General features: G+C 38.1%; 10 protein-coding genes and 1 tRNA gene. 7 read left to right on the plus strand and 4 right to left on the minus strand.

The window, feature by feature from the left end; all coding sequences use genetic code 11:
- Positions 1-49 precede the first annotated feature (49 nt).
- The 3 genes from glmS to K9M74_00165 form a co-directional block, all read right to left on the minus strand.
- A complete protein-coding gene (glmS, locus tag K9M74_00155; protein ID MCF7798295.1) occupies positions 50-1,864 on the minus strand; it encodes a glutamine--fructose-6-phosphate transaminase (isomerizing) in 1,815 nt (604 codons plus the stop codon).
- Between the two features lie 79 nt (positions 1,865-1,943).
- On the minus strand, positions 1,944-2,168 hold the full coding sequence (locus K9M74_00160) for a 4Fe-4S binding protein (GenBank protein MCF7798296.1): 225 nt from the start codon (positions 2,166-2,168) through the stop codon (positions 1,944-1,946).
- Positions 2,169-2,321: 153 nt separating this feature from the next.
- A complete protein-coding gene (locus K9M74_00165) occupies positions 2,322-4,085 on the minus strand; it encodes a ribosome biogenesis/translation initiation ATPase RLI (protein ID MCF7798297.1) in 1,764 nt (587 codons plus the stop codon).
- A gap of 286 nt (positions 4,086-4,371) precedes the next feature.
- Between K9M74_00165 and K9M74_00170 the strand changes: the two genes are divergently transcribed.
- The 5 genes from K9M74_00170 to K9M74_00190 all read left to right on the plus strand — a co-directional run bounded on the left by K9M74_00170 (position 4,372) and on the right by K9M74_00190 (position 9,785).
- Positions 4,372-5,874, plus strand: a complete 1,503-nt coding sequence (locus tag K9M74_00170; GenBank protein ID MCF7798298.1) for a hypothetical protein — start codon at positions 4,372-4,374, stop codon at positions 5,872-5,874.
- A gap of 226 nt (positions 5,875-6,100) precedes the next feature.
- Positions 6,101-7,135 carry a protein translocase subunit SecF gene (locus K9M74_00175; protein MCF7798299.1) on the plus strand — a complete coding sequence of 345 codons (1,035 nt, stop codon included), beginning with the start codon at positions 6,101-6,103 and terminating at the stop codon, positions 7,133-7,135.
- Positions 7,132-8,871 carry a hypothetical protein gene (locus K9M74_00180; protein MCF7798300.1) on the plus strand — a complete coding sequence of 580 codons (1,740 nt, stop codon included), beginning with the start codon at positions 7,132-7,134 and terminating at the stop codon, positions 8,869-8,871. The genes K9M74_00175 and K9M74_00180 overlap by 4 nt, the downstream gene beginning before the upstream one ends.
- A gap of 177 nt (positions 8,872-9,048) precedes the next feature.
- A tRNA-Val gene (locus K9M74_00185) sits at positions 9,049-9,122 on the plus strand.
- A gap of 171 nt (positions 9,123-9,293) precedes the next feature.
- Positions 9,294-9,785 (plus strand): methyltransferase domain-containing protein, encoded by a 492-nt coding sequence (locus tag K9M74_00190; protein MCF7798301.1) that lies wholly within the window; start codon positions 9,294-9,296, stop codon positions 9,783-9,785.
- 39 nt (positions 9,786-9,824) lie between these two features.
- Here K9M74_00190 and K9M74_00195 read toward each other — a convergent pair whose 3' ends face one another.
- The gene (locus tag K9M74_00195) at positions 9,825-10,688 is read right to left on the minus strand and encodes an ORF6N domain-containing protein (protein MCF7798302.1); all 864 of its coding nucleotides are present in this window, start codon (positions 10,686-10,688) and stop codon (positions 9,825-9,827) included.
- A gap of 177 nt (positions 10,689-10,865) precedes the next feature.
- On the opposite strand from K9M74_00195, the gene K9M74_00200 reads away from it, so the two are divergent.
- Positions 10,866-11,438, plus strand: coding sequence for a DUF1189 domain-containing protein (locus tag K9M74_00200; GenBank protein ID MCF7798303.1), 573 nt, complete (start codon positions 10,866-10,868; stop codon positions 11,436-11,438).
- Positions 11,439-11,673: 235 nt separating this feature from the next.
- A complete protein-coding gene (locus K9M74_00205) occupies positions 11,674-24,342 on the plus strand; it encodes a S8 family serine peptidase (GenBank protein ID MCF7798304.1) in 12,669 nt (4,222 codons plus the stop codon).
- Positions 24,343-24,350 lie beyond the last annotated feature (8 nt).

Genomic DNA, 24,350 nt, shown 5'->3' on the forward strand with positions numbered 1-24,350 from the left:
CTTTTCGAGTATTTTTTTTCTTTTTTCTTTTTATTTTATAATTCTTTTTTTATTCAACAGTCACAGACTTAGCTAGATTTCTTGGTTTATCAACATTGCATCCTCGTAAGACTGCGATATGATATGCGAGTAGTTGTAAAGGAATAACTGCAAGAATTGCGCTTAGAGAATAACGTGATTGAGGAATAAATATTATATTTTCACTTAAATGTTGTACCTGCGCATCTCCTTTTGTTGCAATGATAATTAACTTTCCGTTTCTTGCTTTAACTTCTTGCATGTTAGAGATTATTTTTTCATAGGTGAGTGAGTCTTTTATCGCAATACAGATTGTTGGCAAATTCTTATCAATGAGTGCTATAGGTCCATGTTTCATTTCTGCAGCGGGATAGCCTTCTGCATGAATGTAACTTACTTCTTTAAGTTTGAGCGCGCCTTCAAGTGCTATTGGATAATGAATTCCCCGTCCTAAATATAATGCGTTCTTACTGGCGCTAAATTTTTTTGCAATTGTTTGAATATTTTTTTCTGTTCCTAAAACATCCATGATGAGCTTTGGTAATTCTTGTACATCTCGTATCATTTCTTTTATTTTTTTATCGCTAAGCGTATTCCTCTCTTTTGCAAAATGCGCTGTAAGAAGATAAAGAACTACAACTTGTGTAGTGAATGCTTTGGTTGATGCAACGCCAATTTCAGGTCCTGCGCGAGTATACAAAACAATATCGCTTTCTCTTGCAATGGTTGAATCCATAACGTTACAAATGCTATATACTTTCGCTCCTTTCTTTTTTGCTTCGCGTAGAGCTGCAAGTGTATCTGCTGTTTCTCCACTTTGACTAATTGCTAGTACAAGTGTGTTTGGTTCTATGATGGGGTCGCGATAACGAAATTCAGATGCATATTCTACTTCAACAGGAAGTTTTGCTAACCCTTCAAGTAGAAATTCTCCAACGATTCCCGCATGCCACGAAGTTCCGCAGGCAATGATGATTATTCTTTTTATGGTTGTGGTATTAGCAAGTTCAGGTAGAAATACTACTTCATTTTTTATTCTTCCTCGTATTGCTTGTTTTATTTTTTCTGGTTGTTCATAAATTTCTTTTAGCATAAAATGTGGATATCCTTCTTTTTCTGCAGTTTGCACATCCCACGTTATTTCTTTAACTTGTTTAGTGATTTCTTTTTTAGTATCTACCTCTTGAATGTGTAGTTGGTCATTAATGATTGCAATTTCTCCATCTTCAAGATGTATAATTTTTCTAGTGTGCGTTAAGAGTGCAGGAATATCTGATGAAAGAACATATTCCTTTTTGCCAATTCCAATAACTAGTGGTGATCCTTTTCTGGCCGCTATAAGTTTATTATTTTTGGTATTACTAACAACAATTGCAAAGCTACCTTCTACTTCTTGTAGTGTTTCTCTGACGCTGTCAATAAATTTTTTTCCTGTGTTAAGATGATAGAATATGAGTTTGGGAATTATTTCAGAATCTGTTTCAGAATAAATGTCTTGCAATTCATATTTTTCTTGCAGTTCTTTATAATTTTCAATAATGCCATTATGGACTACGGCGATGGTTTCATCTGTGGAGGTGTGTGGGTGTGCGTTTTCTTTTGTAACGCTTCCATGTGTTGCCCATCGCGTATGTCCAATAGCACTTTTGGTTGGTGTTGTATAGTGAGAATTATTTGGTTGAGGAACAGAATATGTTTCTTTAATGATGAGATGCTCTTGATTGTCTTGTTGTTTGGCTGCAATACCCCATGAGTCATATCCTCTATATTCTAGTTGTTTAAGCCCTTCTAAAACAATAACTAGTGCATCGTCTCGCCAGCCGTGATAAGCAAATATTCCACACATAACTTTAATTATTGGCGCGTTCCTTATTAAACACTTGAGTAGAAACAATCAGGAAGATACTTCTAGGTTTTTATATATCTCAAAGCGTGATGGTTACTTCAAAACTTAGCGCGTCGTGTTTACAAGAATTAATACATAATCCGCAGTCTGTACATTTATCAATATCAACACTGAGTTTATCTTCTCGCGTAAGTGCACCAGTTGGACAAATTTCTACGCAGCCTTCGCATGCGCCGCCGCATCCACAACTTTTGCACGCGCCTTCTTGCCAACAACATTTTTCATAATCAATTTTTATGGTCATGTTATGTTCTCCACAAAAGTTGCTGCGAAGTTTTTCTTTCTCGCTCTGCTCGAATTTTTCATCGCCTAACATGTTTATTTTGCACAACTCGTGTTGTACAAAATTTGTTTGGCTTATTGTTCTTTAAGGCAGCAGTTCTTTTGTTTGTGCTGTTTACCCGTAATATAGTTTTCCACTATTTTTTTGTTCCTTGTCTTTTTGACTTTCTGGTTTATTAACACGAGGACGATTGTTTGCTTCGTCTCGTCGGAAAGTAATATCTAGATCATCAAGAAAGTTATTCATACCTTCTGCCATGCCGTATGGTCCTGTTGCGAGCCCTTTTATTGCTGGTTCTCCTTGAAAGACTAACAGTCGTTTAGAAATATAATCTATAAAAAGTAAGTCGTGATCTACAACTAATGCGCTTGCTCGTTTGACATCCATCATGGTCGCTATGACTTTAGAAAGTGCGAGTCGTTGTTCAACATCAAGGTATGCGCTTGGCTCATCAAGGAAGTAAAGATGTGCATCTTCGGCGAGTGTTTTAGCTATGGTTACTCGTTGTAATTCTCCGCCTGAGAGTTCATTAAGTTGTAAATCTAAAAGTGGTTCAATGGACAATGGTTTGATAAGTTGTAAATCGTATTTGAGTGCATCTTTAAGATAAAGTCGAACAATTTCATCACTACTTTCAATATATTGTGGTTTATAGGCAATTTTTAATTCAGGAATGGTTTCTACAACGTTAAGTTTAATGTCGTTTTCTTTTTTACTGGCGCCAACTAATGATTTTACTAAGCTTGTTTTACCAATGCCATTCTCTCCTAAAATTCCTACAACATCATTTCTGTAAACAATTCCATTACTTGCGCCAAAGGTAAAATCTCCTAATTGTTGTTCGAATGCTTTCCACTCGACGAGTTTATGTATAGAGGTAATGTTTTCATCAGGATGTGTTTCAAACATAATTTCATGGTCTCGGAAGCGAACATTTTCTTCTCGAAGATACCCTGAAAGATACGTGTTAATGCCGTTTTTCGTTGCTTTAAGACTACTCACAATACCATACGCAGATTCCTTACCATAGACTAAATGTACAAAATCTGTTAAGTAATCAAGAATAATTAAATCGTGTTCAATAACAATGACTGCGGTATTTTCATCAGCAAGCTGCCGAATAAATTTTGCAACTTTGAGTCGTTGTTTAATATCTAAGTATGATGTTGGCTCATCAAAGAAATACACGTTTGCTTTTTTTAGAACGCATGCAGCGATGGTTACTCGTTGTAACTCACCACCGGATACTTGTTTGATGTCTCTATCTAAAATTGGTGTTAAATCAAGCATGGAGGTAATTTCTTCGAATGCGTTTTTCTCATCTACTTTATGGAGTAAATCTGAAACTTTGCCGTCAAAATTCTTAGGAATGAGTTCTATTTGTTGTGGTTTATAAGAAATAGTGATCTCGTTTTTTGCGAGTTTTTCGAAATAGGCTTGCGCCTCTGTTCCTTTAAAATAATCTATTAAATCACGATAGGTACTTGTTTTTTCATAATTTTCAAAGTTGGGTTTTAAAACGCCTGCGAGTATTTTCATCGCAGTTGACTTTCCAATGCCGTTTCGTCCGAGAAGGCCGACGACTTTGCCAAAGACTGGCACGGGCAGATTATAAAGTGAGAATTGATTCTCGCCATAGCGATGTATTGCGGTATCATTAAGTGCTTCTGGCAAATTGATAATGTCAAGTGCTTTATACGGACAAACTTTTGGGCAGATGCCGCATCCTACGCAGAGGACTTCGTCTATCCAAGCTTTCCCTTCAACAATTTTCATGCATTCATCACCACCTTTGTTTATGGGGCATTTTTTGATGCATAATTCATTGCATTCTTCAGGATGACATTTTTTTTTATCTACAATTGCAATTCTGCTCATAATAAGATAAGAAAAGAAGAAGACCTTTTTAAAGGTTATGTGCCTACATCTTTGAGGTGATCAAGAGCATGGCCTTGAAGAAAAACTGCATTTGAGCATTTTGAAGCTTAAGCTGAGAGCTTATTGCGAGCATGCAGAATTATTTGCTGGGCAGAGCGCGCAATAAACCTTCGCTGTTGCCAGTTATTTTTTTTCGAGCGGAATGAGGATAAAACTTCGTAGCAGTTGTCGCATTATAAACAAATAACAATGTTCATAAATCGTTACCTATTTCACTCTTTTACTCATGGCCAAAAAAGAAACTGCTGATACTGTTGGCAAAAAGAAAGGCAAGAAACCTACGTATGGTCAGGGAAATAAGTCGTGGAAATTCTTTGATATTGGAGAACCTGATTATTTAGTGTATTCGATGTATAGTAAAGGTGACGCGCTGGGCGTTCCTAATCTGGATGTTACTCCTTTACTTGTTGAGCAAGAGCCTTTTATTACAGCGTCCTATAAAGGTAAAGGTACGAAGTTTGGCAATATTACTTCATTTAAAGTTGTCCGCGATTCCTTTGCTATTGCAAAGGCTGCTAAAACGCATAAAAAATCTTTTCAAATTATTCCTGTATCTAATCAAAGTTCTACTATTGATAAAGCGTTTAATATCGCTGCAACAATTCGCAGCCCAGTGCGTTCTGATTTAGAAGACTCTATTAAAAATATGCTTCGAGGAGATGTTGCGCAGCATTGTGTTGTCCCAGCAATACAACGACTACCTCTTCTTGAGCATTACAAAGTTGTTGATGCAATTCTTCCAAAACCAACATTTACTACTTCTTCACCTGCTGAAATTCTTATTAAGGGAAAAGGCGAGTATGAAAAAATTTGCTGGCTTGACTGGGGTTTTGACGTATCGCAAAATTGTTTTGCAACCATGCTTCCTGATGGTCGTTATAGTCGGGAAGGTCGTTGCACGTATTGTTATGCGGAGTATATGAATGGTAAACCGGTCACGTCAGGTCTTAAAAATATTTCTCGCAAAAATTTTAGAAAAGAATTACGTGAGAAATTAGAAGGTGACGGCCCGCATTTTATTCGAAGTGGTCAGCGCGTTGAAAATCTTATTCCTGCATCAATGAAAGTATGGCCTGGTTTTGTTGATAATTTACCTATCGTGCTTGAAGAAATTATTCGTGCAAAACATGAAGGAAAAAAGATAGCTGTTGCATTTCCAACAAAAGTAGTGGAGTATGACGAAAAACTTGCACAATTATTTATTGACGCAAATGTAACGCTTCTTGGTAGTATTGGCTACGAAGCGCTTGAAGAAAATGTGGTACGCATGGGCGCAACAACGCAGGCACGTTTAGATGGCTTACTGCAATACGCTCGTGCTGGTGTTCGCGCTGCACCTTATGTTCTTACTGATGTAACAAGAAGTATGGAGTATTTGCAGGATGAAGCAAAGCTCGCTATTGATTTTTACAAAGCGCATAGAGCTGAGCTTGCTGGTTTACAATTTCTTGACGCAAGAATCACCAAAAAGAAGGATGCGCCAATTATTGCGGGTAACGAATGGGAAGATCTAAAGACATCTAAAACAGGACAACTTAATTTTTTCACCACGCCCCGTTATCATCTCACAGGCAACGGTCATTTGGCGGCAAATGTTGTGCATCAAGAGTTCTTAGACCTCGTGGGTAACAACCGTGAAGGCTTTCGTTTATGCTATACGCATAGCAAGGAAAAGAAGAATAAATGCGGCGCGTGCTTTATGGAAGCCACACGCAAAGAGTTTATTTAAAAAGGTCCAACCAGCTCTGTTTGGAAAAGACGTAATTTTCATACTGCAAAGAGCTAGTTTTTAGCTCCGCCAAAAAAATTAACCGACAAACAACACTATTTTACGCTATAAAAGCGTAAAATTTGTTTGTCTTAAGAGGACTTTTAGGCAGTATATTTAATTATCCTAAACAGAGCTGTCCAACCATAAGCTTTATTAATGGCTTATTGTTCTTTCACATCTAATCATGGCGAAATCTCATAAGAAAAAGCGCTTAGAAGCACGTTTTGGAAGTAAACAAAACGCGCAAAAAATAGGTGCGAAAGCTAATTCGAAGGCCAGTTCTGAATTAGAGAACACCAATTTGCAGGCTACTGCTAAGCGAGGTTTTTATTATACGTATTATAAACAACTTCTTATTATTCCTTTCTTACTTTTAGTTATTGCACTTGTTGTGCTTGGCGTAAATTATGTGCAAACGGGTACTATTATTAACGGCGATATTACGCTTAGAGGTGGAACGAGTATTATTGTCACACAAGATTTAGCAGAGCTTGATGGTCTTACTGCTGATGGTATGCAAGCGCAACTTCAAGAGCGTTTTCCCGCTGCAGATTTTGATATTCGTACGCTTCGCCAATTAACGAAAGTTACTGGTTTTGAAATTAGCGCCGATATTACTGATGAACAAGATATCGTGGCGTTTCGTTTAGCATTAACCGATATTATTCCAGGCCTTACTAATGATGAAGTCGGTGAAAACTTAGGTATTAAAGGTGCTTCTATTGGTGCTTCTTTTTTCAAACAAATTTCGTGGGCGCTACTTGCAGCGTTTATCTTAATGGGTATTGTTATTTTCATTCAATTCAAAGTTCCTATTCCTAGTCTTGCTGTTATTCTTGCAGCATTCTCTGATATTGTTATCACGCTTGCCATTGTTAATATATTGGGAATTAAACTTAGTACTGCGGGCGTCGCAGCATTTCTCATGCTTATTGGATATAGTGTTGATACAGATGTATTACTTTCAACAAGGGTGCTTAAGAATAAATCAGGAACTGTTTATAGTAGAATTATATCTGCTATGAAAATAGGTCTTACTATGAATATCACAACTCTTGCGGCAGTTACTGTTGGTATGATTGTTTCACAGTCAGCCACCATTTCTCAAATTATGACTATTCTTTTTATCGGTCTGTGGGTTGATATGATTAATACGTGGATTCAAAATGCTGGCATTCTTCGGTGGTATGCAGAAAAAAAAGAGGGTGTTGCTAAATGAGTCGTGCCAAACAACTTTTTGGTAATACGCGTGTTATTCTTCTTATTGTCTTTTTACTTTTATCCCTTGTTGCTATTCATCCACGTATGGATATGGATGGTGTTGCTATTCGAAGTGTTGAAAAAGATAGTGCTGCAGCGATTGCAAATATGCAAAGTCCGAGTGCTTCTGGCACGCCAACGAGTCGAGAAGTTTTGCTTTCTATTAATAATAAACCTATTCCTGACGAAGAAACGTATTATGATTTTCTTGCATCTGTTGAGCCTAATAGAACGCTTTTACTCAAAACAAATAAGGATACCTATCGTTTAACAACCAAGCCGCTTCTTGAAGTTACAACGCTTAATGAAACAGAGTTTGTTGAAGTGATTGAGCAAGTGTTTGATAATGAAACAAACACCACGAAAAACACTACTTCCTTTATTGAGCAAAATAAAACTATTACTACTGTTATTGGTACTCAGGATATTGGTTTAAAGGTGTATCCTGCGCCAACAAATAATATTCAAAAAGGTCTTGATTTGCAAGGTGGTACGAGGGTTTTGCTTGTTCCGCAAGGCGAAGTATCTGATGATGAGCTTGATTTAATCATTACTAATTTAGAACAACGTCTTAATGTGTTTGGTTTAAGTGATATTATTGTTCGAAGTGTGAAAGATTTTACTGGTGAAGTATATGTCCTTGTTGAAATTGCCGGTACAAGTGAAGAAGAAGTTACTGAGTTAGTTTCTAAAGCTGGAAAGTTTGAAGCACAAGTTGGCGATACTGTTGTATTTAATGGTGAAGATATTAAGAATGTTTGTCGTTCTTCTTCAACAACTTGTTTTGCAGGTATAGATCCAGATCGTGGTTGTGGTCAATTATCTGATGGTACGTTCACGTGTTCATTTCGATTTTCTATTTCTCTTTCAGCTGATGCAGCGCGTTCAATGGCTGCTGCAACAGAGGACTTAGCTGTAATATATACTGGCGAGGTGACTAGTGATGGTTATCTTTCAGAAAACATCACGCTTCTTTTAGACGATGAAGAAGTTGATTCGTTGCGTATTGGCGAAGATCTTAAAGGTAATGTCGTAACCGATATTAGTATTTCTGGTAGTGGTAGCGGTTCTAGTGAGCAAGCAGCAGCAATTGATGCGTTGGCTAATATGAAACAATTACAAACTTATTTGAGTACGGGCAGTCTTCCAGTGAGTTTGGAGATTATTGAATCTGCAACTATTAGTCCTGTGCTTGGTGAAGAGTTTATTGATAATGCAATGCTTGTTGGCGGTCTTGCTATTCTCGCGGTTGTGTTCATCATTGTTATTCGTTACAAAAAAATTACTATTGCGCTTCCAGCAATTATTGCTATGCTTTCTGAAGTGATTATCTTGCTTGGTTTTGCTTCTGTTATTGGTTGGCGTCTTGATCTTGCTGCAATTGCAGGGATTATTATTGCAGTAGGTACTGGTGTTGATGATCAAATTGTTATTATTGATGAAACGCTTGCGCAACGAGATTCTACTAAGATGTTGTCTTGGTTGCAAAAATTAAAGCGTGCTTTTTTTATTATTATGACTGCGTACTTTACAACCGTTGTTGCTATGCTTCCGCTTTGGTGGAGTGGCGCTGGTCTTCTTAAGGGTTTTGCGTTAACCACGATTGCAGGGGTCACTATTGGTGTTCTTATTACGCGTCCTGCTTTTGCAAAAATATTAGAAGTTTTATTTAGTAAAAAATCTGATGATAATTAGAGTATAATTGATAAAATAATAATTTGATTGTTTTTAATGGTGTAAATTAATCTCCGTCCTCGCGGTAAATTAAGTTTCCAAAGATTATCTACTTCCTATTCTTTTGGGATGAGTTGTTCAGTGTCTGGCTAACCAGTATCTTTTTAAATAAAAAAGAAGTCACGTTTGTATAGTTTTGAGGCTATGGTCTAGCTCGGTATGACGTCCGCTTGACTTGCGGAAGATCCCCAGTTCAAATCTGGGTAGCCTCATTTGCGTAGCAAATGAGCTACACATCAGTGAATTGCTTTGCAATTTTAGCGTGTGGGTAGCCTCATTTTTACAGTCTGCTGTGAACTGTTTTCCAGCATTCTGTTTGGCTACACATCAGTGAATTGCTTTGCAATTTTAACGCATGGGTAGCCTCATGTTACTTCCTTTTCATGATGTACTACGATGATATTGCAGAAGGCTATGATGAGCTGCATAAAGAGGAGCAGTTAGCAAAATTGGCCTTGGTGAAGGACTTAGATATTATTGGCCCAGATGACAAACTTTTAGATGTTGGTTGTGGCACTGGCTTCTCGCTTGACTATTTTGACGTGCAAAAAGCAACAGGTGTTGACCCTGCTCAAAAGCTTATTGCGCAATACACTGGCAATCAAAAAATACTTTTAGGTAGTGCTGAAGCGCTTCCGTTCGATGATCATTCTTTTGATGTGGTAATAAGTATTACTGCTATTCAAAATTTTGATAATGTGCGTAAAGGTCTTGCTGAAATGCTTCGTGTTGGTAAAGAGCGTTTCGTCCTCACTGCATTAAAAGCATCGCCAAAAATTGAGCAAATAGAAAAAGTAATTGATGAAATTTTTGCAAATTTCAATATTGAATCAATCGAGCAGGACAAAGATATTATTTTTTCTATAACTCTCTAATTATTCTCAATACTATTTTGTTCTTGAGAACGAAACTTATTAGTTCAACTTAATTTTTTTTAACATATCTACAGCACCTGTTTCAAACTTAGAAAAAGCAAACCATTTTTTTCCCAAATCTTTTAGTGATGCACCGAAGTGATATATTTCTTTTGAATCGATAATTAAGAATCTGTCATGAGCATTATTAAATTCTTGTATTTGTATTGGTCCAAATTGTTCAGTAAATTTTTTAATATCTAATGCTAATTGGGCGGAGATTTTCTTAGTAAAAATATTAACGTTTACTTTTTCTTTTTTTTTAGAGATTAATGTTAAGACACTTTCATCTATATAATTATCAATAAGAATAATTTCTTTTTTCGCATTCCTTATAATCTCGCTGACAAATACACATGCTTCAAAAACTTGACCATCATAAAATATGCCTTGTTTTTTCTCATGAGTTTTTAAAGCTTTAAAAATTGCATCAAATTTTTTATCATATTTTATTTGTTTTAATTCAATTGCATTTAATCTTTGAAATATTTGTGCATGTGTATATATGAAATTTCTCATAGTAACAAAAGCTCTCATAATTTGAATATTGATTTCTATGGCTTTTTCACTTGAGAGGATTGCTGATAAATTACTAACTCCTTGTTCTGTAAAAACATAAGGTTTAGCTCCTCCTAACTGTTTTTTTGAAGCTATCACAGATTGTGATACCAATGAATGTATTTCATTTTCAGTTAAAATAAACATGAAATCTTCAGGGAATCGATTTATATTTCTTTTTACTGCTTGTTTTAATACTCTTGTTTCGATATTATAAAAATCTGCTAAATCTTTGTCAAGCATGACTTGAAGGCCTCTCATGGTGAAAATTTTATTTTTTATATCTGAAATAATTAGTTTATTCATTTTTTTACTCCTTTTTTCGATCTTTAAAATACTAGTTGTTGGATTGCTGATGTAAGAATAAGGATATTTAAAATGATTTCTTGTTTTTTTCCGGAAAAATTACGGTTTGAAGCGTCTATTTTTCTTAAATGTTCTAAACAATAACCTTTTTATAATCTGCTACGCAATATATGTTCTATGAAGCTGAAACGATTCCTTCGCCACATCGCAATTTCTGTTAATCCAACAAAGTATCGACAGGTTGTTGAGAAAACGCTGAAACAATCATTTGGACTCTATTTTTTTGCATGGAGTTTATCTGTACTGTTATTATTGTTGGAGAGTTTTTTTGTCGTGCAGTATCTCACTGAGGAATTAGCAGCAATTACAGGATTAGAACTGTCTGCTGGTAGCGAGTCTCTTGGTTCGTTATTACCTTCTCTTATTTTAATTCCTGGTATGGTGTTGGCAACTGGTATTCTGGTGTTTGTTGTATCGCAACTTCTCGCGCTTTTTAGCGCGGTGATTATTAAGTCTTCAGTAAAAAAAGGGCTTTCGTTTCGTGATGCGTGGGTGTTGTGTTTGCATGCCATTCTTGTACCTATGTTTTTGTTTGTTGTTCTTGCGCCCAGTGGGCAATTATTTTGGTTATTTATTGTTTTATTATTCTTCTACGCGCTTTTTGTAGCGATTGGCACATCGCTTGTTGCTGGAAGAACGTTAAAAAGCACTGCATCTCAAGGCGATGGTGATGAGAACGGAAACCTCTAAGGGAGTCTTTGTATTATGATTAATTATTTTAAGCAATTCATTGTGGCAAGACAAAAGATTTATAAATCCTAATCGTTATTTTTCTATTGTTTTAAGGGGAAACAACAGGGTTTTGATGAAACAGTAGTAGTTTGTGAGGTGTGGGAAGGTGTGCCTTCTTGAGAAACTATATATTGCTAACCCATTCTAGCGTTAGCTCTTTGGTTTTGTGTGCCCTCTGTTGTATTAGTTAATAATGAAACGTGACAAGAGGGTAGTTACTCGCTATTCAACATTTTTGTTTTTTGCGCTAGTTATAGGTTTCATTATTGCATTAATTTTTGTTACTCCTTCTCTTACAGGTAATATTACTGCTAATCCCCTTGCTAATGCCGATCTTTATGAAACGCTTATTATTAACAAGAGTTATACTTCTCAACTTGAACCTTATGTTGTATCTTTTCCCCTTAATAATTCTCTTGATGCGCTGTTGGTTTCTGGTCAGCTTCGTGGTACTGGCGCTGTAGAGATTTTTCTTTTTAATGAAACTGATGAGTGGTTGGTGTATGCGTATACCTCGAATGGTGAAGCTTCTTCTTTAACAGGCATGGTTACTGGTTCAAATATGACTACTTCTTTGCTGGCGAATACGAGTAGTCAAAACAATTCTTCTATGGTTGTTTCCCTAAACGACGAGCCAGATAGTGTTTTTTCCGAGATTAAAAATGTGAGTAACGTTTCTACTACAGCGTCTGCTAATGATGCTCTTCATGATGGGTTGGTAAATGAAACAAATGTTGTTGATACGGATGAGTTTGTTGTTTTGCCTGTACGAGAAGATAATCATTCAACAGATAATCAAACACTTAATGATTCTCTTGCGAATACTACTACGTCTCAAGAAGATTTTAACAAATCTGTTGATAAAGATAAAGATGTTGTTGATGAAAATGCTGACGCTGACCAAGAAGATAAAGAAGAAAATAAAGATAAAGATAAACATAATGATAAAGATACTGACGCTGACCAAGAAGATGTTGCTAGTAAACAAAATGAGAATTGGTTAGGCAGTAATTCTTCTGAGAATAAACAAGATGCTGTTTTTTCTATTGTTCCTTTTTCTTTAGAGTGTGAAGAGACGTGCGAGTTAGATGGTGTATATGCAAATCAATTACGAATGAAGGTTTCAGGTAATCTTGAATTATTCCTTAAAGAAGTTGCTGTTAGTACTCGTCAAGAGGCGGCGCAATTTCTTTTTATTCCTGATACGGTTATTTCTTTAAACGATTCGTTTGTCCTTGATATATATGAGTATTTTCCATTTAATGAGAATATTATTTTTGACACGCCGTCTGTTGAGGGTTTGTCCTTATCTATTAAAGATAATCGTTACCTTGTTGTTTCCCCAGAAAAAACGGGTACGTTTTCTTTATTTATGTATGCAACAGACGGTGATGTGCTAAAGCGTTCTAATGAGTTTGCTATTGAAGTAGTTGTTGATGATGATGTGCAGATAGAAATTATTCAAGAACCAATAGTTACTCCTAACGTCTCTTTAGTTAACACGTCTCTTGCGATGACTTCTTTGGTTTTAGCTCAGGACATTGTTGCAGTTGCTAGAGCGGACATGTATAAACTTGATTCTGCTGTGCTTGATAGTTTACAAGAAAAGTCTTCTGTTCGTGTTCTTCTTAAAACGAATCAAGCAACATTCTTGCAAGTAGATGCAACAGCAAGTCCAAATAAAAAAGAATGGTATAATCCATTTGACGCGTCAGCAATTACTAAAAAAGATGTACAAGACATTGCTAAAGAGCTGAACACGTCCAAAAAAATTATTAATGATGCGCTGTATCTTAATATTGCATCTGGCGAGCCGATTGTTGTTAAACAAATTGTTACTCAAGATGTTGTTGCTATAGAATTGTCTGCTGCTGCTCTTGCTGACTTGCTTGCGAGTGATATGATTTTAGAAGTTAGTGAAGATAAACCGATGAATATTTTAACTACTGAAAGTTTGAACTTAACAAATATTTCTGTTGCTCATGATGATTATGGACTTTCTGGTAGTGGTGTTGCTATTTGTGTTCTTGATACTGGTGCAAATCCTTCTGTTCTTGGTCTTACTAATGGTTCTGATGTTTTTGGTTATAATTTTGTTGATGATACTGCTGATTATTCTGATGTTCATGGTCATGGTACGAAAGTCTTGTATCCTTTGGTGCAAACAGCTCCTGATGCGACTTATTTTGTTGGAAAGGTTATTAGTGATACTGGTGTTGGTTATTCTTCTGATGTTGCTGCTGGTTTACAGTGGTGTGCAGATAATAATGCAGATGTTATTTCTTTAAGCATTGGTGAAGGTAGTTATGAAGGTTTTTGTGTTGATGATATTGTTGCTGATAAAGTGAATGAGTTGGTCGATGCTGGCATTGTGGTGGTTGCTGCAACAGGTAATGATGGAAGTACTACTGCGATTGCTAATCCTGCTTGTGCAGAACATGCTTTGCGTGTTGCTGCATCAACAAAGACTGATGAATTGTGGAGTAATAGTAATTATAATAATATTACTTTACTCCTCGCTCCGGGTGGTGGTATTCAAACACTTGATGAAATGGGGAGCGCAGTGTTTGCTTCAGGTACGTCAATGAGCGTTCCTTTTGTGAGTGGCTCTGTTGCTTTGTTAGTAGAAGATGATAGTTCTCTAACGCCCAACGCGACGAAGTGGAAACTCATTCATTCAGGAATGGTGATTAATACTTCAGCTAACGATTATTCTTTTGCAAGAATTAATCTTGCAAACGCACTAGCAAATATTGTAACGAATAATCTAAGCGAAGGAATTCTTGGTAATCAGACAGAAACTAATGGTAGTTTTAATCCTTATTTATACTCTTGTTCGTTGTCATTAAGGTATAGGTGTTCTGCTGCTTATGTAATTTGGTCATCTGCGCCTTCAACTAGTGCTCAGTGCGAAGCGTGGTGTGAAGCGCAAGATGCTACAGGTTACTCGTGTTGTCAATTTCTAGGTGGGACTTGTGGTATGAGTTCTAGTAGCACAACGTACACTGGCAACGTTGGCGATAGTGCTGGTTATTGTTCGTGGACGGGGTATAGTAACGGGTATAGTTGCTCTATTGATAGTGATTGTAATAGTGATAATTGTCAGTACAGGCAAGTTAGTCCCAATGATATTATAACAGTATTTTCTGGTTCTTCAAGTGATATTGTTTGTTGTGATGAGGATGATTGCGTCTATGGGGGTACTTGTTATGATCCTGATACTGCTTCTTCTGATCATACTGGTTGGGGAGTAGAGGTTTATTCTAACCCTGCTGGTACTGGTGGAGATAATGATCAGGTTGTTTGTAATGAGTGGGGTGCTAGTGATGCTCGGTGGGGTAATCTTGATTATGCTAAAAGCTGGTGTGAATCAGGTACAGGTACTGCTTGGAATCTTGGTTATGGTGATGCTGATGTAGAGGGGTCATATTATACTGCTTATAGTTCTGCTACAAGACCAACTTATTGCAAGGCAAGTAATGCAACTACTTTAACTCCTAGTGTTGATTGTTGTTGTGGCGATGATGATGGCGAGTATGTTAGGGGCGGGGATACGGGTGGTGTAGGGTATGAGTCACTTGATGGTGATACTGCTTGTTGTGATTCTGATACTGATTGTGTTGATGCTTCTGGTAATTGTCGTGCTCCTGGTTATGATGCTGGTTCTTATGTGTGCAACTCTACCGGTGGTGTGTGGTTGAAGGATGAGGGCCAGTCTTGCTCTGTTGATGGTGATTGTTATAGTAATGATAATTGTGTTACTGCTATTAATTCAGCTTCAAAATATTGTGCTCCCGTTGGTGATGAGTGTTCTCGTTCAGGTTATGCTGGCGGTTATGATACAGGCCAAACATATGATGCGGGAACTACTATATGGATCTGTTTAGGCGATGATTTAGGTGGTATGGCTTGTGCTGATGCTGGTACAAATAATTGTGATGAGACTGCTGCAAGTTCAGCAATTAATTATTATTGTAGTACAGGAACGTGGGTTAGCGGAGCTGATAGTGCTGGTCTTGATGCAGGTTGTGGTGTTTGTTATGTTTGCAGTGTAGGGACCGGTACTGGTCCTTCTTGTTCAGCATATGTTTCAGCTTATACTACTGACGCTGGTGAGTGTACTGGTAGTACTGGTTGTGAAGGTTCTGATTGTGTTTGTGATGGTTCAGGAAATTGTGATATCAATAATGGCGATACTTGTGCTGGTGATTCACAATGTGTAAGTGGTGATTGTAATACTCAGCCTGATAATACATGGGCTTGTACTCTTTCTTCTGATGAGTGTGCAGATGTTGCTGGTACTGGTCGAGATATAGGTTATAGTGTTTGTGTTGGCACTTCAGATTTTACTTGTGCTCGTGAAAGTATTTATAGCGGTACGGATGGATGGGATAGTGTTTCTTGTACTAATACTTGTCAAAGTGATGGTGACGGTACTTATTCAGATAAAGAAGCCACTTGTTCTTCAGCTGCTTGTGATGCTTTGACTTCTTGTAATGCGGGTTATGCTTGTAATGGTGCTGCAAGTAAAACTGATGGTAATGATTGTGCTACTAGTTGTGCTAGTAATGATGATGATTATTGTGCAGATGGTTATACTTGTGAGGGTACTTCTTGTGTTGATACATTAGATGATGGTTCCACTACTGTTTGTGATGAGGATTCTGATTGTACTAATGATAATTGTGTTACTGCTATTAATTCTGCTTCTAAGTATTGTGCTCCTAGTGGTCGTGAGTGTTCTCGTTCTGGTTATGCTACTGGTTATGATACTGGTGATGTTTATAGTAATTATATTTGTCTTGGTTATGATGATGGTGGTCAGTTAGGTAATGTTGCTTGTGAGATTGCTCCTACTGATGCTGGTAGTTATTATTGGTTGTCTGCTTCTGGTTGGTCTTCTGGTACTGGTTCTGGTGTTTCTTGTTCTTCTACTGATAATTGTTTTGGAGAGTCTCGTTATACTGATTATGCTTGTGATGGTTCTGGTTCTTGTACTCAGCCTGGTACTGCTTATACTAATGGTTGTTCTTCTGAGACTGTTTTAAATGCTTATGAGTGTACTGCTGGTTCTTGGTCTCAGGTTGGTGCTACTTATTGTTGTGAGAATGCTGCTTCTGGTACTGCTGTTGTTTCTGATCCTTGTTCTGGTAAGAGTTCTGCTTGTATTAATTCTCGTACTTGTGCTAATGGTGCTGATTCTTGTGATTTTACTGCTAGTGCTGCTGAGTCTGGTTGTGGTGATGTTGATTGTTCTGGTTATATTTATGGTTGGGTTGGTAATACTTGTCAGCCTTATGGTACTAGTGCTGGTTATTGTGATGCCGCTGGTACTTGTGATACTTCTGCTGATCCTACTTCTTGTAATGTTGCTCCTGTTGGTTCTGGTGGTCCTACTTGTGGTAGTGCTGGTTGCGTGGATTCTAGTTCTTGTCTTATTGGAGGTCCAACGTCTGCTTATGATGAGATTTCCGAGGTTTGTCATGTTGATGGTGCTCAGCATGGTTGTTCCGCTGGTCAAGTTTGTGATGCTACTGGTACTTGTGTTGATACGTCTGCTCCAACATTTGGCGATGTTTCAATTTCTGGTCATGACTATCTATCTGGTTCGACGTATTGGGCTCAAGCAGGAACTACTTTTACTGTTTCGTATCCTGGCTATGATACGTATAGTATAAATTCTGGAGATCATTACTTACGAGCTTATAATGGTACTCATGAAGCTAGAATAAATGGTTTTCTTAACGGGGTTGTTGATAATAACGAATGGATAACAAATTCACATATTAATCTTAATGGTGGTGGTGCTCCAAGTATTGTAACACAAAGTTCTGGCACTCTTGAAATTGCGTATTATCCTACTATGTCTACAAATAATGCTCAGTTTCCATTGTATGGTTACTTAAGAGATGATGCTAATAATGTAAATGGTTATGATCGTTTAAATGATGGTTCTGGAGATGTTACATTGGCTTGTGATAATGATGGTCCTTCTGATCCAAATGTAACAGTTACTGGAGTGACCGATGATTCTGTAAGTCTTTCTTGGACTGTGGCAGATGATGAGTCTGGTATTGATTATATTCGTTTGTACTTTCAGAAATCTCCTTATGTTGATGCCGGTGATCAAATTGATATTGATGGTTGCGGAGGCACCGTTGAGTATAGTTTGCCTGTGGGTACTGCAAGCTCGTATACTATTGATTGTTTAGAAGGTAATCAAGATTATAGATATTATATTAGAGCATATGATAATGTTGGTTTAACGACTAATGATGGGTATTATACGGTAACTACTGAATGTGGAGCTCATTCTGATTGTGCGAGTGGAGAGTATTGTTCAGCAGCAGGTTCTTGTATTGCGCAAATATCTACTGAAGGAACAGCATGTTCTGATGCTGCTGTGATTGATAGTGATAGTGATAGAATGTGTTCTGATACTACTTATGCGAGAAGTTGTTTTAGCGGTTCAAACCAATATTGTCAAGGAACTGGCGCGGCAGCTACTGGCGGTGAATGTCGTCGTAATAATGGGGAGTCTTGCAGTACAGGTGATGAATGTGGTAGTGGTGTGTGTGCTTCAGGAACTTGTCGTGCCGCTAATGGAGGGGTTTGTAACTCGCCAGGAGGTTGTGGTTCTGAAACTTGTTCTGCAGATGATAATAATTGGAATAGTGGAGATGGTCAATGGGGTGGTCCGGCGAATAGCGGTTGTGCAACAAACATGCCTATTGATGAATACACTGCAAATTTTGCTGATTGTACTGTTATAGGTAGTGGTATTGGTAATTGGAATAGGGATTCTGATTGTGATGAAAATTGTGTAGGGGATAATGTTACTATAAATTCAGGCGGTCCGGTCTACCCTTATTGGTACGGTTATTGTATAACGTTAAGAACTTATGGTCAGTCTTGTTGTCAAGCTCGTGGCGGTGGTTCTGGTGGTTCTGGCGGTGGTGATTGCGCTGCTAATTTGGACTGTTATGGTGTGAGTGGTGCTACTGCTGGCGTGTGTCGTAAAGTGAATGACCAAACGTGCGATAATGGCGATGAGTGTTTCTCTGATTTATGTATTGGCGGTACTTGTCAATCTGCTTGTGATGGAACTAATGATGGTCAAGGTTGTAGTTCCACGAGTACTTCGTATACGACATATGGTACTTGTGCTGGTCAGAATGGCGGATCGTATGTTTGCGATACAACCGATGAAGTTGCGTATGATCCCACAGTGTATGAAACTCTTTGTTCTAATGCTGCATATTCGGATAGTTGTATGAGTTCTGCAGGAGGTCTTTTTTCTGCTGATGGAGTTTGTGGAAGTACAAGTAATGCTGCTTGTTGTACGCAGTTTGCTGATGGAACAAGCAGCGATAATAGGCCTTTAGCGTGTACTGCAGGAAATAGTTATGCACCAAGTAGAGAATATTGTGATTATGTTGGTGATGGTAGTTGGGATACAGGAACGACTGCTGGAACAAATAAATTTAGAACTGATGCTAGTGATAATAAATGTGTTGCCTGTGATGCAAATAATAAGGAGTACGCTGTTACAAATTTAGGTACATCCGATGGTTTTTGTGAGTATGGTTGTGGTGCAAATATTTATTGTGATGAACACGCATCTGGTTATGATATAGGTCGTTGTGACCAAACAGGTCAGTCTTATTATGAAGATGAATGCACTTCGACGTGTGGATTACAAGACGTAACTACTTGTGAAGCAACAGGAACAGGATGTACTGCATCAAGTGAGTGTGATGAAAATAACATAAATACTTGTGCAAATAATGGCGGTCTTGACGCGACAACACCTTATGGTTATTGTTCAACTTGTACTGTTCAGGCAGCTACAGCATCTGAAAATGCTTGTAAATGTGCTACTTGTGGAACAGATAATTCAGGCGTTCCAACGTGCACGATAAATCCTTGGAGTGCTAGTAATTGGGCTGGTTCTCAAGGTGGAGATGTTTGTTGTGGAGATGAAAGCGCTGAAAACGCAAGATATAGAAATGAGTATGCTTCTTGGACTGATCAATTTTCTTGGAATGATGATACGACCGACACAGCTTGTTGTAGTTCAACAGAACTTTGTACTTATGGAGGTAATTGTTATACTGTTGGACCTAAAGATTTAGATTCTGTGGGTGGACGCGAAGCTTATTGTCATAGTAGTGGTGGTGGTTGGTTAAACACGGATTATCATGAAAGTTATTGTGATGATTACTATGGTGATGATGCTTGGAATGTAGGAAATGGAGACGCTATTGGTGATAATTGGACTCCTGTAAATGGTAACACTGTTGATCAGAATTATTGTAATGCAAGGCAAGCAACCGAAGGAGGAAATTTTGTTGCTAGTCTTCATTGTTGTTGTGGTGATGATGAAAACGAAAATCGTAATAGTCAAGTGTGTTCTGGCGTAACTGATTGTGCGACTACGCCAACTGATGATGCTTGTTGTGATGCGTCAACTGATTGTGTTGAAGCTGGTGTTTGTTATACTCATTATCCTGATGGTTTGGCTGATTCTTCAGATACTTCTGTTGATTTTGGTGATGAATGGGGGACGTGTGTTAGCGGTACGTGGGTTGATCCAGATGTTGTGGAGGCTCGTTGTACTGAAATTAATAATCATGCTTCTGGAACTGCAACTTGGATTGTTGCTGGCGAGATATGTGGAGAGTATTCTGATACGACTACGTCTGCTTGTTGTGGTGATGATGACGGCGAGAATTATATTAATTGTGTTGCAGAAACGAACGCTAAATTTCCCGACACGGGTACTTGTGATTCGAGTGATGCTGCTTGTTGTGATGCTTCTTCTGATTGTGTAACTGCTGATGATCAAACTTGTGTTACTAATGCAACGACTCATGATGGTGATGGTGATGGTGATTTAGATTACTGTCTTGATGGGGAGTGGCATGATTGTGCTGACGATTCTCATTGTGCAAGTGATGAAATTTGTGTAGGTGATGATTTTAATTCCGAAGGTCATTGTTCTTATGAGTATTTATGTCGTGATGTTGATTTTGAAGCTCCTGGAGGCACACTTGATATTGGTGAATGGGCATATTATGTTGATTTAGATGGTTCCGCGGCTGGTTTTAGTTGTGGTGATCACGCATTTACTGTTCCTGCAACTCCATCAGGAAATTTTTGTGTGCGATTCGATATTTTGGATGGAGATAGTCATAGTATTGTTGCAGGGACATCGTTGAATCATGATACTAATGAATATTTTCCTGCATCAACTAATACTGACAATAATAATTGGGATGCAAATTTTGTGTATGATTATGATGATTCAACAAGTAATTTTATTCAAGCAGAACCTCGTGAGTGGGAAACAGGTATTGCTCTTTTCTTTGGTAATTATATTTCTGAAGCAGGTGATACAGATAGTGCTTCCAGTCAATCTGGTTGTTGTGATGATGCTACTGATTGTGTTTATGATGCAAATATATTGAGAAATGTTACTCCTGCATCGCGTAGTGGGTTTACTGAAAATGATTATGGTTGTTATGATCAAACCACTCTACTAGAGACTGGTTATGGTGATGGTGGTAATGATGATAGTGCTGAGTATTGTGGTGCTTCTAATACTTGGTATGCTGCTGATGAAGATGGAACTGCTTGTAGCGCTGCAGGTGGTGTTTGGGGAAGTAGCGGTATAACGGGTGGTGATGTTGCTGACGCTCCTTTTGGCGGATATATTGTTGGTTCTGAGACTGAGTGTTGCGGTGATGATGCTGGTGAGAATTATCGAGGTAGTGCATCTGGTGGTGATGGTTATCAATCGTTAGTTGGTGGTACCTATGCTTGTTGCGATGCTTCTACGGATTGTGTTGATGATTCTGGTAATTGTGTTTCTAATACGGGAACTCATTCGTATACTGGTGTTTGGTGGGAATGTCAAAGCGGTGTTTGGGTTGATGTTGGTTGTACTGCTTCAACGAATTGTGCTGCTGCGCAGTATTGTGATACAACGACGCATGTATGTACTGCGATTGCAACGCCGTCTATTACTGCTTCTGCTCAAGATGATTGGGTGTTAAATGGTCGTCTTGGCGGTGTTGATGTGGATTGGTCTGGAACTCTTCCTTCGCCAACTGATTTATCTTATGAATATCATGTTGAAATGACGCTTCCTTCTTCAAGTACTTTGTATGATGGTAGTTCCACTTCGTATGATCATTCTTCTTTAGAGGATAATGTTAGGTATTGTTATCGCGCAAGAATAGAAAATACTGGTACTGTAACTCACTATGGTTCTTGGACTTCAAATGTTTGTAATGTAACTTTAGACAGGACTGGTTTTAAAGCTGATTATCCCGCGATTACTTTAGATCCGCAAAATAGTGCAAGTAATCGTATTGATGTCGGATGGAATGACTTAAATGTTTCAGCTGCAGGAAACGATGATTCTCCACGTGATAGGTATGTGAAAGTTAATGGAACAATTCAGCACACTACTTCTCGAAGTTATGCTTTGTGTTCTATGACTGATTCTTGGGGCGTGAGTTCTTGTACTAATTATGATGTGTATGGTAGCACTGCTGCTCGAGATAGTATGGTAACAGCAATTAATAGTTTATCTGCTGGGCAAAATGTTGTTGTTACAACGTATGATGAACCTGCAAATAATTTGCCTGGTTCTTTGGCTACGGCTTTAGAAAGTTTGGGTGCGTCAACTGAAGCGCTCGCTTCTATGCAAACACGTGGTAGTTATATTTTACTTGGTCAAAAAGGTTTATCTGAAGGAACAGCGTTTTCTGAAAGCCAAGGGATGCGTTATGGTTCTTCAATTTATGAAACGTTTGATTATCAAATTTTTAGGGCAAACAGTTTGAGTAGTACGTTTGAGCCTGTTGGTGGTTACTTTGATGATTTCTCTGATGGTGATTACACAAACAACGTCGCGTGGACTGCTCATTATGCTACGTTGGATGCTTCAAATGGTTATTTGAATCTCACTGCTTCGGATAGTTCGTATGAATCAAGAGCGTACACCTCTATTAATTTACCTCCTGACGTAGTTGTTGAATTTGATGCGTATGTTCAGACGGGTGATTACATGATGTGGGGCTTTGCAGCAACACCTTATACTTTTAGTAATGGTCAACCAACAAGTGGTGTTCGTCATTGGACTGATATTGATGATCCTTCATTTCCTATGTCTGATATTCGAGAGTATGGTGAACCTGATGGTGTTTTTGATATTAAAGATGCAACAAATATGCCGCATAGCATAGATATTAATGAAGATGAATGGGTGCATTATAAAATTATTAAAAAAGGAAGTAATTACAAATTCTTCGCCAGCGATATATTGGTTTATGAAGCAATTGATGATACCTTTGCAGATAGCACGCTACGTTTCTTTGTAGGATCTAACACCAATGGGACAAATGCAGAGATATACTTTGACAACGTACGTGTTTCTCCTTTAGTTTCTACTGATTCCTATGAAGATACTGATGCAACTGATAATGCCCAGCCAGTAGCGCCTTCTGGTCTTGGTTCTTCAAGTCACACGGTAAGTACGTGGAGCGGCGATACAACTATTGATGCAACTTGGACTGATGCAAGTGACTCTGGTGATGATTACTTCTATTATATGTATGGTGTTGATTCCATGGGCAACATAAATTCCTTTGACTATGATACATTTGAGACATCTTATAGTGGTTGGTATCCGCGAACAGATCTAACAATTTCCAGACAAACAACATATTCTCATGGTGGTTCTTATTCCTTGCGTGCTTATGATGACGCAACTGATGGACAGTTTCAATTCTATAAAAATTATGGATCGACACTTCAGGATGAGTCAACTGACTTTGTTGCGGTTGCTTATGTCTACTTACCAACAGCAGGAGATTTAACTGGTGTGAGATTACAATATCGTGATGGCGGTTCTAATTTTTACACTGGTGGAACAACTTATGATACTAATTATTACACTGACTTGGATCAATGGGTAAGAATAGAGCTTCCTTTCACTGCAGATGCATCAAGTGGTAACGGATTTCTCACTTTTCAGGCAACTGGCTCTGAAGTTGATGATTACATGTTTGTTGATGATGTGAGAGTTTACAAACGAGTCGATGATACCATCACTTCCGGTCTTGATGGTTATGCAACATCGTTTACATCTGGCGCATCAGATATTTCTTCCACGACTAAAGATGTAGAAAATAGTGCGCAGTCAAAAACTAGTAGTTCTTTATCTTCTGGACAAAATTATTATTTCAATATTAAGTCAGTTGACAACGCAAACAATTGGGATGTTGCTGCTGATACTGCTCATTATGGTCCTTTTTGGGTTTGTGCGGATAGTGCGGGTGTTGTTGATAGTGATGGTGATGACCCTTCAGGAACAGTAAGTCTTACAGATGCTGATACTACTTGTGGTTGTAGCGCGCAAGATATTACTGATTCAGACGCATGTGATTCTGATGTTGATGGTACTGCTGATGGTGTTTGTTCTGCTGGTGGTGTTTGCGCGGTTCCTTCGCCTGTTGGTAAACAATTTAAAGTTGATGATAATTCGGGTGCGAGTACGCTCTTAATTGATGAGAGTGGTGATGTGTTTATTGGTGGTTTGGTGTATGATTCGCAAGGTAGTTTAACGCCGCCAGCTAATTCTTTTATTGTAAAAAATAATGCTGGAACGGTTGTTTCTTATGTGAGTAGTAGCGGCGACTTGTATTTGCTTGGGCAATATTATGCGCAGTCAGCTATGAGTCCAACAGGATCTAATCTTTTAGTGAAAAATACGACGGGTACGGTTGCGTACTTTGATGATGCTGGTAATCTTCGTCTTAACGGAGCATTAATTACTGGTTATAGCGAATAGGAGGTATG

This window comes from Candidatus Woesearchaeota archaeon (genome assembly GCA_021734105.1).
GTDB lineage: Archaea > Nanobdellota > Nanobdellia > Woesearchaeales > SKGA01 > SKGA01.

Coding starts and splice junctions, on each gene's coding strand:
- glmS (MCF7798295.1), bottom strand. CDS start 1,864: ATGTGTGGAATATTTGCTTATCACGGCTGGCGAGACGATGCACTAGTT.
- K9M74_00160 (MCF7798296.1), bottom strand. CDS start 2,168: ATGACCATAAAAATTGATTATGAAAAATGTTGTTGGCAAGAAGGCGCG.
- K9M74_00165 (MCF7798297.1), bottom strand. CDS start 4,085: ATGAGCAGAATTGCAATTGTAGATAAAAAAAAATGTCATCCTGAAGAA.
- K9M74_00170 (MCF7798298.1), top strand. CDS start 4,372: ATGGCCAAAAAAGAAACTGCTGATACTGTTGGCAAAAAGAAAGGCAAG.
- K9M74_00175 (MCF7798299.1), top strand. CDS start 6,101: ATGGCGAAATCTCATAAGAAAAAGCGCTTAGAAGCACGTTTTGGAAGT.
- K9M74_00180 (MCF7798300.1), top strand. CDS start 7,132: ATGAGTCGTGCCAAACAACTTTTTGGTAATACGCGTGTTATTCTTCTT.
- K9M74_00190 (MCF7798301.1), top strand. CDS start 9,294: ATGATGTACTACGATGATATTGCAGAAGGCTATGATGAGCTGCATAAA.
- K9M74_00195 (MCF7798302.1), bottom strand. CDS start 10,688: ATGAATAAACTAATTATTTCAGATATAAAAAATAAAATTTTCACCATG.
- K9M74_00200 (MCF7798303.1), top strand. CDS start 10,866: ATGAAGCTGAAACGATTCCTTCGCCACATCGCAATTTCTGTTAATCCA.
- K9M74_00205 (MCF7798304.1), top strand. CDS start 11,674: ATGAAACGTGACAAGAGGGTAGTTACTCGCTATTCAACATTTTTGTTT.